At 65.6% G+C, this 12,671-nt stretch carries 16 protein-coding genes; 15 read left to right on the top strand and 1 reads right to left on the bottom strand.

The genetic code is table 11. The annotated features are described in order from the left end of the window. The first annotated feature begins 2 nt into the window (after positions 1 to 2). The 15 genes from murA to tatC all read left to right on the top strand — a co-directional run bounded on the left by murA (position 3) and on the right by tatC (position 11,062). Positions 3 to 1,253 carry a UDP-N-acetylglucosamine 1-carboxyvinyltransferase gene (gene murA, locus LO55_RS07720; RefSeq protein ID WP_071361036.1) on the top strand — a complete coding sequence of 417 codons (1,251 nt, stop codon included), beginning with the start codon at positions 3 to 5 and terminating at the stop codon, positions 1,251 to 1,253. A 23-nt stretch (positions 1,254 to 1,276) separates the two neighbouring features. Then, positions 1,277 to 1,951, top strand: coding sequence for an ATP phosphoribosyltransferase (hisG, locus tag LO55_RS07725; protein ID WP_005664389.1), 675 nt, complete (start codon positions 1,277 to 1,279; stop codon positions 1,949 to 1,951). Positions 1,952 to 1,957: 6 nt separating this feature from the next. After that, positions 1,958 to 3,295, top strand: coding sequence for a histidinol dehydrogenase (gene hisD, locus LO55_RS07730; RefSeq protein WP_071361037.1), 1,338 nt, complete (start codon positions 1,958 to 1,960; stop codon positions 3,293 to 3,295). Then, positions 3,292 to 4,122 carry a DNA-methyltransferase gene (locus tag LO55_RS07735; protein WP_071361038.1) on the top strand — a complete coding sequence of 277 codons (831 nt, stop codon included), beginning with the start codon at positions 3,292 to 3,294 and terminating at the stop codon, positions 4,120 to 4,122. Before hisD ends, LO55_RS07735 begins: the two co-directional genes overlap by 4 nt. Next, on the top strand, positions 4,119 to 5,222 hold the full coding sequence (gene hisC / locus LO55_RS07740) for a histidinol-phosphate transaminase (RefSeq protein WP_071361039.1): 1,104 nt from the start codon (positions 4,119 to 4,121) through the stop codon (positions 5,220 to 5,222). Before LO55_RS07735 ends, hisC begins: the two co-directional genes overlap by 4 nt. Positions 5,223 to 5,300: 78 nt before the next feature. Next, on the top strand, positions 5,301 to 5,891 hold the full coding sequence (hisB, locus tag LO55_RS07745; protein WP_005664397.1) for an imidazoleglycerol-phosphate dehydratase HisB: 591 nt from the start codon (positions 5,301 to 5,303) through the stop codon (positions 5,889 to 5,891). A 2-nt stretch (positions 5,892 to 5,893) separates the two neighbouring features. Then, the gene (gene hisH / locus LO55_RS07750; protein WP_071361040.1) at positions 5,894 to 6,535 is read left to right on the top strand and encodes an imidazole glycerol phosphate synthase subunit HisH; all 642 of its coding nucleotides are present in this window, start codon (positions 5,894 to 5,896) and stop codon (positions 6,533 to 6,535) included. Between the two features lie 37 nt (positions 6,536 to 6,572). Further along, positions 6,573 to 7,349, top strand: a complete 777-nt coding sequence (hisA, locus tag LO55_RS07755) for a 1-(5-phosphoribosyl)-5-[(5-phosphoribosylamino)methylideneamino]imidazole-4-carboxamide isomerase (protein WP_071361041.1) — start codon at positions 6,573 to 6,575, stop codon at positions 7,347 to 7,349. Between the two features lie 3 nt (positions 7,350 to 7,352). After that, on the top strand, positions 7,353 to 8,114 hold the full coding sequence (gene hisF, locus LO55_RS07760; protein WP_071361042.1) for an imidazole glycerol phosphate synthase subunit HisF: 762 nt from the start codon (positions 7,353 to 7,355) through the stop codon (positions 8,112 to 8,114). A 10-nt stretch (positions 8,115 to 8,124) separates the two neighbouring features. Beyond that, positions 8,125 to 8,538, top strand: coding sequence for a phosphoribosyl-AMP cyclohydrolase (gene hisI / locus LO55_RS07765; RefSeq protein WP_005664403.1), 414 nt, complete (start codon positions 8,125 to 8,127; stop codon positions 8,536 to 8,538). Beyond that, positions 8,535 to 8,873 (top strand): phosphoribosyl-ATP diphosphatase, encoded by a 339-nt coding sequence (locus LO55_RS07770; RefSeq protein ID WP_005664404.1) that lies wholly within the window; start codon positions 8,535 to 8,537, stop codon positions 8,871 to 8,873. The genes hisI and LO55_RS07770 overlap by 4 nt, the downstream gene beginning before the upstream one ends. Before the next feature lie 167 nt (positions 8,874 to 9,040). Next, the gene (locus LO55_RS07775) at positions 9,041 to 9,415 is read left to right on the top strand and encodes a histidine triad nucleotide-binding protein (RefSeq protein WP_071361043.1); all 375 of its coding nucleotides are present in this window, start codon (positions 9,041 to 9,043) and stop codon (positions 9,413 to 9,415) included. Positions 9,416 to 9,532: 117 nt separating this feature from the next. Beyond that, entirely contained in the window at positions 9,533 to 9,769 is a 237-nt protein-coding gene (gene tatA, locus LO55_RS07780; RefSeq protein ID WP_005664406.1) for a Sec-independent protein translocase subunit TatA, read from the top strand. Positions 9,770 to 9,781: 12 nt separating this feature from the next. Next, positions 9,782 to 10,306, top strand: coding sequence for a Sec-independent protein translocase protein TatB (gene tatB / locus LO55_RS07785; protein ID WP_071361044.1), 525 nt, complete (start codon positions 9,782 to 9,784; stop codon positions 10,304 to 10,306). Then, complete coding sequence (gene tatC, locus LO55_RS07790) at positions 10,307 to 11,062, top strand: twin-arginine translocase subunit TatC (protein WP_071361045.1); 756 nt, start codon at positions 10,307 to 10,309, stop codon at positions 11,060 to 11,062. 31 nt (positions 11,063 to 11,093) lie between these two features. On the opposite strand, the gene LO55_RS07795 is transcribed toward tatC, so the two are convergent. Next, complete coding sequence (locus LO55_RS07795) at positions 11,094 to 12,605, bottom strand: extracellular catalytic domain type 1 short-chain-length polyhydroxyalkanoate depolymerase (RefSeq protein WP_071361046.1); 1,512 nt, start codon at positions 12,603 to 12,605, stop codon at positions 11,094 to 11,096. Positions 12,606 to 12,671: the final 66 nt, after the last annotated feature.

Consider the following 12,671-nt stretch of genomic DNA (forward strand, 5'->3'; position numbering starts at 1 on the left):
GCATGGACAAGCTCCAGATCGTCGGCGGCAAGCGCCTGGCTGGTGAGATTTCGGTATCCGGCGCCAAGAACGCGGCGCTGCCCATCCTGTGCGCCGGCCTGTTGACCGCCGGCGACCTGCAGCTGTCGAACGTGCCGCGCCTGCATGATGTGCGCACCATGCTCAAGCTCCTGGAAAAGACCGGCCTGAAGGTCGTGCAGGATGACGAAAAAGTCACCCTGAACGGCGGCGCCATCGACACCCTCGAAGCGCCGTACGAGCTGGTGAAGACCATGCGCGCCTCGATCCTGGTGCTGGGCCCGCTGCTGGCGCGCTTCGGCGAAGCCAAGGTCTCGCTGCCGGGCGGCTGCGCGATCGGCTCGCGTCCGGTCGACCAGCACATCAAGGGCCTGCGCGCGATGGGCGCCGAGATCACGATCGAGGGCGGCTACATCTACGCCAAGGCGAAGAAGCTGAAAGGCGCGCGCATCCACACCGACATGATCACCGTGACCGGCACCGAGAACCTCCTGATGGCCGCGACCCTGGCCGAAGGCGAGACCGTGCTCGAGAACGCCGCGCGCGAGCCGGAAGTGACCGACCTGGCCAATCTGCTGGTGGCCATGGGCGCGAAGATCGAGGGCATCGGCACCGACCGCCTGGTGATCCAGGGCGTGGACGAACTGCACGGGGCGACCCACGCGGTGATTTCGGACCGCATCGAGGCCGCGACTTTCCTGTGCGCGGTGGCGGCCACCGGTGGCGACATCGTCCTGACCAATACCCGCACCGACATCTTCGACGTGGCGCTCGACAAGCTGCGCGAGATCGGCCTGCAGCTGACCGTGGGCGGCGACACCATCCGCGCGCAGATGGATGGCCGTCCGCGTCCGGTCTCGTTCCGCACCACCGAATATCCGGGCTTCCCGACCGATATGCAGGCCCAGTTCATGGCCGTGAACACGATCGCGGACGGTCCGTCGAAAGTCACCGAGACGATCTTCGAGAACCGCTTCATGCACGTGCAAGAGATGAACCGACTCGGCGCGCACATTTCGACCGAGGGCAATACCGCCTTCATCAAGGGCGTCGAACGCCTGGTCGGCGCGCCGGTGATGGCGACCGACCTGCGCGCCTCGGCTTCGCTGGTGATCGCCGGCATGGCGGCCGAGGGCACGACCCTGATCGACCGCATCTACCACCTCGATCGCGGCTACGACCGGATGGAAGTGAAACTGTCGGCCGTTGGCGCCGATATCGTACGTATTAAATAAGCGTATTAAATAAGCTCAAGCACATGACATTCAATGGCGTACATGGAGAACCCCAGCTGATCCTGGCGCTTTCCAAGGGCCGCATCTTCGAAGATACCCTGCCGCTGCTGTCGGCGGCCGGGATCGAGGTGCTGGAAAACCCCGAGACTTCGCGTAAACTCATCCTCTCGACCAACGATCCGGGCGTGCGGGTGCTGATCGTGCGCGCGTCCGACGTGCCGACCTACGTCCAGCATGGCGCGGCCGATTTCGGCGTGGCCGGCAAGGACGTGCTGCTCGAGCATGGCGGAGAAGGGCTGTACCAGCCGATCGACCTGCGCATCGCCCAGTGCCGCATGTCGGTCGCGGTCAACGCCGGCTTCGACTACGACAGCGCCGTGCGCCAGGGCGCGCGCCTGCGGGTGGCGACCAAGTTCGTCAACACCGCGCGCGAGCACTTCGCCAGCAAGGGCGTGCACGTCGACCTGATCAAGCTGTACGGCTCGATGGAACTGGCGCCGCTGGTCGGCCTGTCGGACGCTATCGTCGACGTGGTCTCGACCGGCGGCACCCTGCGCGCCAACAACCTGGTCGAAGTCGAAAAGATCATGGACATCTCCTCGCGCCTGGTGGTGAACCAGGCCGCGCTCAAGCTCAAGCGCGAGCGCCTGCAACCAATTCTCGAGGCGTTCGAACGCGCCTCCCAACGACAAGGCTGAAGCATCATGGCAGTACAGATCCGCAAGTTAGACTCCACCGCGCCCGACTTCAAGAACACCCTCGACGCCCTGCTGGCGTTCGAAGCGGAAACCGATGACGCCATCGAGACCGCGGTCGCGCATATCCTGCGCGACGTGAAGGCGCGCGGCGACGCGGCTGTGCTGGAGTACACCAACAAGTTCGACCGCATCCCCAACGGCGGCGCGAAGTCGATGGCCGAATTCGACATTGGCCAGGCCGAGTTGGACCAGGCCCTGGCCGCGCTGCCGGAAGCCCAGCGCGCCGCGCTGCAGGTGGCGGCCGACCGCGTGCGCGTGTTCCACGAGCGCCAGAAGGACGCCTCGACCGGCTTCACCTTCACCGAGCCCGATGGCACGGTGCTGGGCCAGCGCGTGACCCCGCTGGACCGGGTCGGCATCTATGTCCCGGGCGGCAAGGCGGCGTATCCGTCGTCGGTGCTGATGAACGCGATTCCGGCCCACGTCGCCGGCGTGAAAGAAATCATCATGGTCGTGCCGACCCCGGACGGCGTGAAGAACCAGATGGTCTTGGCCGCCGCCGCGATCGCCGGCGTGACCCGCGTGATCACCATCGGCGGCGCGCAAGCCGTCGGCGCGCTGGCCTACGGCACCGAGACCATCCAGCCGGTCGACAAGATCGTCGGCCCCGGCAACGCCTATGTCGCCGCCGCCAAGCGCCGCGTGTTCGGCGTGGTCGGCATCGACATGATCGCCGGCCCGTCCGAGATCCTGGTGCTGTGCGACGGCACCACCGATCCGGACTGGGTGGCGATGGACCTGTTTTCGCAGGCCGAGCACGACGAACTGGCCCAGGCCATCCTGCTGTGCCCCGACGCCGACTACATCGCGAAAGTGGAGCAGAGCATCCACAAGCTGCTGCCGACGATGCCGCGCAAGGACACGATCACCACGTCGATGACCGACCGTGGCGCGCTGATCAAGGTGCGCGACATGGACGAGGCCTGCGAGATTGCCTCAAGCATCGCCGCCGAACACCTCGAAATCTCGGCGCTCGATCCGATGCAGTGGGCGGATAAAATCCGCCACGCGGGCGCGATGTTCCTGGGCCGCTTCTCGTCCGAATCGCTGGGCGACTATTGCTGCGGCCCGAACCACGTGCTGCCGACCTCGCGCACGGCGCGCTTCTCGTCGCCGCTGGGCGTGTACGATTTCCAGAAACGCTCGTCGATCATCCAGGTCAGCGAAGCGGGCGCGCAAACGCTTGGTAAAGTGGCCGCGACTCTCGCCTACGGCGAAGGCCTGCAGGCGCACGCGCGCAGCGCCGAGCTGCGCTTGAACCCAGTGCCGCCGCAGCAATCATGACGTCCTGGGTCAACCAGGTATTCTGCGAGGATGCGCTGGCCGGCCTGGCGCGCATCCCGGACGGGTCCATCGACCTGATCCTGACCGACCCGCCCTACAACTTGGGCAAGGACTACGGCAACGCGTCGGACCAGCAAAGCGTCGAGGCCTACCTCGCCTGGACCGAGCAGTGGATCGACGCCGCCATCCCCAAGCTCAAGCCCAACGGCAGCCTGTACATCTTCCTCACCTGGCGCTTCGCGCCCGAGATCTTCGTGATGCTGAAAAAACGCATGACGATGATGAACGAGATCATCTGGGACCGCCGCGTGCCGTCGATGGGCGGCAGCGTGCGCAGCTTCTCCTCGGTGCACGACACCATCGGCTTCTTCGCCAGGCGCAAGGATTACTATTTCGACCTGGACGCGGTGCGCATCCCGTATGACGCCGAGACCAAGAAGGCGCGTTCGCGCTCGATCTTCGTGGGCGCCAAGTGGCTCGAAGTCGGCTACAACCCGAAGGACGTGTGGAGCGTGTCGCGCCTGCACCGCGAACATCCGGAGCGCGCCGACCATCCGACCCAGAAGCCGCTCGAGATCATCGAGCGCATGGTCAAGGCCTCCTGCCCGCCGGGCGGCATCGTGCTCGACCCCTTCATGGGCAGCGGCACCACGGCCATCGCCGCCAAGCGCCTGGGCCGCCAGTACACCGGTTTCGAACTGAATCCCGACTACTGCGCCATCATCGCCGAGCGGCTGGCCGCGCCCGAGGTGCCGCTCAGCGGGGCGAAAGCAAAAAAACTGCGCAAGGCCGCCAAGGCCCTCACCACCACGGAAGAGACATCATGACCGACATCGCCAAACTGATCGAGAACACCATCCGCGCCGACGTGCGCGCCGTGGGCAGCTATCACGTGCCGGACTCGATCGGCTACGTCAAGCTCGACTCGATGGAAAACCCATACCAGCTGCCCGAGCCGCTGCGCGCCGAACTGGGCGCGCGCCTGGCCGAGGCGGCCCTGAACCGCTATCCGGTGCCGTCCTACCGCACCCTCAAGGACAGGATCTGCAGCAAGCTGGGCGTCCCGGAAGGCTATGACGTCCTGCTCGGCAACGGCTCGGACGAGCTGATCACGATCCTGGCGACCGCGATCGCGCGCCAGGAACGCGAAGCCGGCAGCAAACGTGCCGTGGTGATGGCCCCGGTCCCGGCCTTCGTGATGTTCTCGCGCTCGGCCCAGTTCGCGGGCGCCGACTTCGTCGGCGTGCCGATCCAGTCCGATTTCTCGCTCGACCTGCCGGCCATGCTGGCGGCGATTGCCGAGCACAAGCCGTCGCTGGTATTCCTGGCCTATCCGAACAACCCGACCGGCAACCTGTACGATGCCGGCGACATGGTCGCGATCATCGAGGCCGTGGGCGAGCACGGCATCGTGGTGGTCGACGAGGCGTATCAACCGTTTGCCCGGGTCAGCTTCATGGAGCGGCTGCCGCAACACCCGAACCTGGTCGTGATGCGCACCCTGTCCAAGCTGGGCCTGGCCGGTATCCGCCTCGGCTATATGTCGGCCGCCGCGCCGCTGCTGGCGGAGTTCGAGAAGGTGCGCCCGCCGTACAACGTCAATGTGCTCACGCAAGTGGCGGCCGAGTTCGCGCTCGACCACCTGGACGTGCTGGACCGCCAGGCCGGCCTGCTCAACGAGGAACGCACCCGCCTGGCCGCCGCCCTGGCGGCCCTGCCCGGTGTGGAAGTGTTCCCGTCGGCCGCCAATTTCATCTCGCTGCGCGTGCCCGATGCCGAGCGCGCCTGTGCGATTCTCCATGGCGAGAAGGTCTTGATCAAAAATTTGAGTAAAATGCATAAATTGCTGGCCAACTGCATCCGCGTCACGGTCAGCACCCCCGAAGAGAACGACCAGTTCCTGGCAGCCCTGAAGACGTCGCTGTAATCCAGCGCCCCTGACGGACACCATTTAATCCAGTCGGCTCCTGCCCAGCAAGAGACCGACCGACGACCGCCCTTAGCAATGACCCGCACTGCCGACATCACGCGCAATACCAACGAGACGCAGATCCGCGTCTCGATCAACCTCGACGGCACCGGCCGCCAGAAGCTCAATACCGGCGTCCCCTTCCTCGACCATATGCTCGACCAGATCGCGCGTCACGGCATGTTCGACCTCGAGGTCGAGGCCGTGGGCGACCTGCACATCGACGCCCACCATACGGTGGAAGACGTCGGCATCACGCTGGGCATGGCCGTGGCCAAGGCCATCGGCGACAAGAAGGGCATCGTCCGCTACGGCCACTCGTACGTGCCGCTGGACGAAGCGCTGTCGCGCGTGGTGATCGATTTCTCGGGCCGTCCCGGCCTGGAGCTGCACGTGCCGTTCACGCGCGCCATGATCGGCGCCTTCGACGTCGACCTGACCGGCGAATTCTTCCGCGGCTTCGTGAACCACGCGGCGGTCACCCTGCACATCGACAACCTGCGCGGCGTGAACGCCCACCACCAGTGCGAGACGGTGTTCAAGGCCTTCGGCCGTGCGCTGCGCATGGCCACCGAGCTGGACCCGCGTGCGGCCGGCATCATCCCATCGACCAAGGGCAGCCTGTAATCATGGCCAACAAGATCGTCGTCGTCGATGGACTCGGTAACCTGCGCTCGGTGGCGCAGGCGCTGCGCGCCGCCGCGCCCGAGGCCGACGTCCTCATTTCCAGCTCGGCCGCGGACCTGGACCGCGCCGACCGCATCGTGCTGCCGGGCCAGGGCGCCATGCGCGACTGCATGCGCAGCCTGCGCGAATCCGGTCTCGAAGACGCGCTGATGCGCGCCGCCAAGACCCGTCCGATCATGGGCGTGTGCGTGGGCGAGCAGATGCTGTTCGATGAAAGTGAAGAGAACGAAGGCACCCCCGGCCTGGGCCTGTTGCCCGGCAAGGTGGTGCGGTTCCAGTTGGACGGCAAGCTGCAGGCCGACGGCTCGCGCTTCAAGGTCCCGCAGATGGGCTGGAACCAGGTGCGCCAGGCGCGTCCCCACCCGCTGTGGGAGGGCGTCGAGGACGGCAGCTATTTCTATTTCGTGCATAGTTACTACGCCGCGCCGGAGAACCGCGACGACGTGATCGGCGAGACCGACTACGGCGGCCCGTTCTGCTGCGCCGTCGGCCGCGATAATATCGTCGCCACCCAGTTCCACCCCGAAAAGAGCGCCGCCGCCGGGCTGCGCCTGTACCGCAATTTCATTCACTGGAATCCGTGATTCCGCGTTTTAAACCGTCAACCAACCGACAACGACCATGCTGCTGATCCCCGCCATCGACCTGAAAGACGGTCACTGCGTTCGCCTGAAACAAGGCGATATGGACCTCGCCACCGTGTTTTCCGAAGATCCCGCCGACATGGCGCTGCATTGGCTGAAGAAGGGCGCGCGTCGCCTGCACCTGGTCGACCTGAACGGCGCATTCGCGGGCAAGCCGAAGAACGAGTCCGCCATCAAATCGATCCTGCAGGTGGTGCAGGAATACGCCGAAGACAATGGCCTGGACGAGATCCCGGTCCAGCTGGGCGGCGGCATCCGTGACCTCGACACCATCGAGCGCTACCTGGACGACGGCATCAGCTACATCATCGTCGGCACCGCCGCGGTCAAGAACCCGGGCTTCCTGCACGACGCCTGCGGCGCCTTTCCGGGCCACATCATCGTCGGCCTGGACGCCAAGGACGGCAAGGTCGCGACCGACGGCTGGAGCAAGATGTCGGGCCACGAAGTCATCGACCTGGCCAAGAAGTTCGAAGGCTATGGCGTCGAATCGATCATCTACACCGACATCGGCCGCGACGGCATGATGGCCGGCGTGAACATCGAGGCGACCGTCAAGCTGGCGCGCGCGGTGAAGATTCCCGTGATCGCCTCGGGCGGCGTGCACGTGCTGGCCGACGTCGAAGCGCTGTGCGCGGTGCAGGACGAGGGCATCGAGGGCGTGATCTGCGGCCGTTCGATCTACGAAGGCACGCTCGACCTGGCCTCGGCCCAGGAGCGCGCGGATGAACTGACGGAAGGCGCCGGCGCGTAACCCATGCTAGCCAAACGCATCATCCCCTGCCTCGACGTCACCGGCGGCCGCGTGGTCAAGGGCGTCAATTTCACCGAGCTGCGCGATGCCGGCGACCCGGTCGAGATCGCGCGCCGCTACGACGCCCAGGGCGCCGACGAGATCACCTTCCTCGACATTACCGCCTCCAGCGACGGCCGCGACCTGATCCTGCCGATCATCGAAGCCGTCGCCTCGACCGTGTTCATCCCGCTCACCGTCGGTGGCGGCGTGCGCAAGGTCGAGGACGTGCGGCGCCTGCTCAATGCCGGGGCCGACAAGGTCAGCATGAACACCTCGGCCGTCACCAATCCGCAACTGGTGTTCGACGCCGCCAACAAGCACGGCTCGCAGTGCATCGTGGTGGCGATCGACGCCAAGCAGACCGGTCCCGGCAAGTGGGAAGTCTTCACCCACGGCGGCCGCAACGCCACCGGTCTCGACGCGGTGGAATGGGCGCGCAAGATGGAGAGCCTCGGCGCCGGTGAGTTGCTGCTCACTTCGATGGACCGCGACGGCACGAAAATCGGCTTCGACCTGGGCCTGACCCGCGCCGTCTCGGACGCCGTGGGCATCCCCGTCATCGCTTCCGGCGGCGTCGGCGGTCTGAAGGACCTGGCCGACGGCGTCCTCGAAGGCCATGCCGATGCGGTGCTGGCCGCCAGCATCTTCCACTACGGGCAGCACACGGTCGGCGAGGCCAAGCGCTACATGCTCGACCGTGGCATCCCGATGCGCCTCGCTTAAGGAAAGCCACATGCCGACCAATGCCAAGTGGCTCAACAAGGTGCGCTGGGACGAGCACGGCCTGGTGCCGGTGATCGCCCAGGAAGCGGCGACCGGCGACATATTGATGTTCGCCTGGATGAACCGCGACGCCCTGACCCGCACCGTCGAGACGGGCGAAGCCGTGTACTGGAGCCGCTCGCGCAAGAAACTGTGGCACAAGGGCGAAGAGTCCGGCCACATCCAGAAGGTGAGCGAGATCCGCCTCGATTGCGACGAAGACGTGGTCCTGCTCAAGATCGAGCAGGTGGGCGGCATCGCCTGCCATACCGGCCGCCATTCCTGCTTCTTCCAGAAGTACGACAACGGCGACTGGCACAGCGTCGAGCCGGTGCTGCAGGACCCCGACACCATTTATTCCCCGGACAAGAAGAAGACCCCATGAGCGTTACCCTGGCCCGCGTCGCGGCCGTGATCGAATCGCGCAAGCCCGAACACGGCGGCGACCCCGCGACTTCCTATGTCGCCAAGCTGTTCGCCAAGGGCGACGACGCCATCCTCAAGAAGATCGGCGAGGAAGCCACCGAGCTGGTGATGGCGGCCAAGGACGCCCGCGTGGCGAACGACCCGTCCAAGGTGCTCTACGAATGCGCCGACCTGTGGTTCCATTCGATGGTGCTGCTGGCCAGGTTCGACCTCACGCCGCAACAGGTGCTGGACGAGCTGGCACGACGCGAAGGCGTGTCCGGCATCGTTGAAAAAGCTGCACGCAAGGAATAAATATTCCCTGAAGCGTTGCAAGTGAGCACCTGCTGACTGTGCGTGGCCCTGCTTCCGGTGTCATAATCGGAGACTGAGCGTCATACCGATGTCATGCGGCGTTGATACGATGCCTCGGCTTCATGGGCCTGTAAGTCCTTGAAATGTTGTAATAATCTGGAGACAAGATGGATAACTGCATTTTTTGCAAGATCGTCGCCAAGCAGATCCCGGCCGCCGTCGTCTATGAAGACGAGGACGTGCTGGCATTCAAGGACATCAACCCGGCGGCGCCGGTGCACTTGCTGGTGATTCCGAAGCAGCACGTGTCCACCTTGTCCGACTGCACCGAGGAGCATACGGCGCTGCTCGGCAAGATGCTGGCGCTGGCGCCGAAGCTTGCAAAAGAGAATGGTATTGACGTCAAGACCAGCGCCGACGGCAAGCCGGGCGGCGGCTTCAAGACCCTGATCAATGCCGGTCCAGACGGCGGGCAAGAGGTGTATCACCTGCACCTGCATATGTACGGTGGCCCGCGTCCATGGCGCGGACTGGGCTTGTGAAGCGGCCTCTAAGCCAGGACTAAGTTTCAATGGGGGCAGAGTGCCCCCGCATCGCGTATACTGTGGTAGACGCTTTCCCGATTTTTCAGGCGCGTGCGCCTTGCTAGGAGAAATAACATGGGTGGTTTGAGTATTTGGCACTGGGTCATCGTGCTGGTGGTCGTGATGCTGATCTTCGGCACCAAAAAGATCAGCAATATGGGTTCTGACCTGGGCAAGGCCGTCAAGGGCTTCAAGGATGGCGTCAAGGGCGACGAAGAGAAGGCTGCCGAAGCCAACCCGGCCCAGCCGACGCAGCAGGTGGCCGACAAGTCGACCATCGACGTGGAAGCCCGCGACAAGACCCGCCTGTAAGCCGCAGTCCCCATGATCGACCTCGGACTGTCGAAAATCGCGATCATCGGCGTGGTCGCCCTGATCGTGATCGGCCCTGAAAAGCTGCCCAAGGTGGCGCGCATGGCCGGTACGCTGTATGGCCGCGCCCAGCGCTACCTGCATGACGTGAAGTCCGAGGTCAGCCGCGAGATCGAGCTCGACGAGCTGCGCAACCTGCACAAGGAAGTGCAGGAGAAAGCGCAATCGTTCAAGAGCGAGGTCGAATCGGCCACCAGCGATTTCGAGTCGTCCGTCACCAGCCACGTCGACGAGGTCGAGGCCTTGTGGGATGACCGCGCGGCGCACGACAGCAGCGCGAGCACGATCACGCCGACCGTGGCCGACATCGACCGCAAGGCCAGGGATTTCCGCCGCAAGAAGCTGGTGCGCACCTCGAGCGTGCCGGCCTGGTACAAGAACCGCCATGGCACCAAGCGCCATGTGATGTCGGGCGCCGCCCGGGTGCGCAAGTTCCGCCCCGGCAATGCCAGCAAATCCAATTCTTCCTTCTTCTAAATGACTGAGCAAGCCGCCGGCGAAGACACTTTCATCTCGCACCTGGTCGAGCTGCGTGACCGCCTGGTCAAGGCCTCGATCGGCATTGCGATCGTGTGCGCCGCGCTGATGGCGTGGCCGGGGCCGTCGCATATCTACGACCTGATCGCCGCGCCGATGATCGCCTCGATGCCTCCCGGCTCGACCATGATCGCCACCGGCGTCATCTCGCCGTTCCTGGTGCCGATGAAGGTCACCCTGCTGCTGTCCTTCATCCTGGCGCTGCCCTGGGTGTTCTACCAGGCCTGGGCCTTCATCGCGCCCGGCCTGTACGCCCACGAAAAGCGCCTGGTGCTGCCGCTGGTGATCTCGTCCTCGGTCCTGTTCATCGCCGGCGTCGCGTTCTGCTACTTCTTCGTGTTCGGCCGCGTGTTCCACTTCATCGGCGAATTCGCGCCGACCTCGATCGCGGTCATGCCCGATATCGAGAACTACCTCGATTTCGTGATGTCGATGTGCCTGGCCTTCGGTGCCTCGTTCGAGGTGCCGGTGGTGGTCGTGATCCTGGTGCGCATGGGCATCGTCAGCCTCGAGAAGCTGCGTGCGGTGCGTTCCTACGTGATCGTCGGCGCCTTCGTGATCGCCGCCATCGTCACCCCGCCGGACGTGGTCAGCCAGCTGGCCCTGGCCATTCCGATGTGCCTGCTCTACGAGCTGGGCCTGCTGGTGGCGCCGATGTTCGCGCGCGCCACCCGCGCGCCGGAAGAAACCGCGTAACCACGCGATAGCGCCGGGCGCTGCCCCGGCGCTACGGACAATTCCCTACGATGTAATACCCCTGCGCCGTCTGCGCCAGCGTGCTGGTGAAGAAGACGTTGTACAGGCCCATGTTCTGGTTCGAGCCGTTGGCCAGCGCATAGCCGCCGCTCGCGTGCGCGCGGCCGGCCTGGACGTGGGCGTAGTTGCTGGCCGTGCTGGTCGTGCAGGTGAACGGCGGCGGTGGCGTGCCCGTGCCTACCTGGAAGGCGGGAATGGCGCAGGCATTCGACGTTTGTCCGTTATTGCCGATGGCCGTCACGCTGCCGCCGTAGCTGCCGTCCGCGCGGTTCGCATAGGCCTTGCTGAAGGCGGCGCCGCTGCCGGCCGCATCGTCGTCGACCGGCGACGGGCCATCGAGCAGCACCCGGTAGCCGGCGATCGACCCTTCGGCGAAGCTGGCGGCGCCGTTCACCGTGACCGTCGATCCCGACACGCTGGCGCTGCACGAGGCCATGACGGGCGCCGGCGCCTGCGACACCCGCAGGTTCTTGTTGAACCAGAAATCCATGATGAAGGCGGGGTAGTTCACCCGGGTCGCGTTCACATAGTTGGCGTTCTGGCCGCCGGCGCCGGCCGGCCAGGCGTGGGCCAGGCCCGTCACCGTGATCTGCGAGGTGCGCACCTTGCCGTTCGCGTCCGTGTATTCCACATTGCTGCCGCTGCCCGGCACGGTCACCGCCGCGCCTTGCGTCCAGGCGTCGCCATACACCTGGCGCATGGCGGCGGCGTCCAGCGGGCCATAGGCCTGCGCCACCGTGTAGTCGCTTGTGCCCCAGATCACGCCCGTGACCTGGGTCGCGAAATGGTCAAGCGCGCTGCCCGCCATCGCGCGGCAGGCGTTGGCCGCGGTGGTCGCCGTATAGCCGGAAGGGACGATCGAGATCTGGCCGGTGGTGACGCCCGGCGGCGGGGCGGCGGACAGGCCCAGGCCGGCGAAGACCTCGGGCGCGGTGCAGCCCAGCACCATGGCCTTGGCGCCGCCCGAGGACAGGCCGGCCACGTACACCTGTTTCGGATCGATCGCGTATTGCGGGTTGGCGAGGAAGCGGTTGATCAGGTCGAGCAGCACCGCCGTGTGGCCATAGGAGCGGCTGCGGTTGGTGGCGGCCCAGTCCCAGCAGTGGGTGCCGTAGACGTTGCCGGTGGCGTTCGGCGCCAGGATCACCGCGCCGTACTGGTCGGCCACCGCCTTCCAGTTGTAGCCGGCGTCGCCGCTGCCGTTGATCACGTCGCCGCCCGCGGTCTGGGCGCAACCGTGCAGCACCAGCACCAGCGCGCGCTTGTTGTCCAGGCTAGGTGGCGTGGCCGGCCAGTAGTAGTAGCCGCTCAGGGCGCCGCCATGGGTGGTGTCGTTGGCCCAGACCTGGTTGGCGCTCCAGGCGCCGGGGCCGGCCTGGACCGGGGTTTGTGCGAGGGAAGAAGTGAACGGCGCACTGAGCGCCAGGCAGATCGCGGCTTGCGCCGCTCGTCGATGGAAGGGCTGCATGCGATGTCTCCGAATATGGTTGTCGTGGGCTTGCCGGGAGCCGGCCTGCCAACTTCATCATAGTTCGGGAGACGGGGCGCA

It is taken from the genome of Massilia timonae (genome assembly GCF_001866515.1).
Taxonomy (GTDB): Bacteria; Pseudomonadota; Gammaproteobacteria; order Burkholderiales; family Burkholderiaceae_D; genus Telluria; species Telluria timonae.

Bases quoted from the DNA above. Each gene is read 5' to 3' on its own strand.
- LO55_RS07735 (WP_071361038.1), top strand. From the start codon at position 3,292: ATGACGTCCTGGGTCAACCAGGTATTCTGCGAGGATGCGCTGGCCGGC.
- hisH (WP_071361040.1), top strand. From the start codon at position 5,894: ATGGCCAACAAGATCGTCGTCGTCGATGGACTCGGTAACCTGCGCTCG.
- hisI (WP_005664403.1), top strand. From the start codon at position 8,125: ATGCCGACCAATGCCAAGTGGCTCAACAAGGTGCGCTGGGACGAGCAC.
- LO55_RS07770 (WP_005664404.1), top strand. From the start codon at position 8,535: ATGAGCGTTACCCTGGCCCGCGTCGCGGCCGTGATCGAATCGCGCAAG.
- LO55_RS07775 (WP_071361043.1), top strand. From the start codon at position 9,041: ATGGATAACTGCATTTTTTGCAAGATCGTCGCCAAGCAGATCCCGGCC.
- hisB (WP_005664397.1), top strand. From the start codon at position 5,301: ATGACCCGCACTGCCGACATCACGCGCAATACCAACGAGACGCAGATC.
- hisF (WP_071361042.1), top strand. From the start codon at position 7,353: ATGCTAGCCAAACGCATCATCCCCTGCCTCGACGTCACCGGCGGCCGC.
- hisD (WP_071361037.1), top strand. From the start codon at position 1,958: ATGGCAGTACAGATCCGCAAGTTAGACTCCACCGCGCCCGACTTCAAG.
- hisG (WP_005664389.1), top strand. From the start codon at position 1,277: ATGACATTCAATGGCGTACATGGAGAACCCCAGCTGATCCTGGCGCTT.
- murA (WP_071361036.1), top strand. From the start codon at position 3: ATGGACAAGCTCCAGATCGTCGGCGGCAAGCGCCTGGCTGGTGAGATT.
- tatB (WP_071361044.1), top strand. From the start codon at position 9,782: ATGATCGACCTCGGACTGTCGAAAATCGCGATCATCGGCGTGGTCGCC.
- tatC (WP_071361045.1), top strand. From the start codon at position 10,307: ATGACTGAGCAAGCCGCCGGCGAAGACACTTTCATCTCGCACCTGGTC.
- tatA (WP_005664406.1), top strand. From the start codon at position 9,533: ATGGGTGGTTTGAGTATTTGGCACTGGGTCATCGTGCTGGTGGTCGTG.
- hisA (WP_071361041.1), top strand. From the start codon at position 6,573: ATGCTGCTGATCCCCGCCATCGACCTGAAAGACGGTCACTGCGTTCGC.
- hisC (WP_071361039.1), top strand. From the start codon at position 4,119: ATGACCGACATCGCCAAACTGATCGAGAACACCATCCGCGCCGACGTG.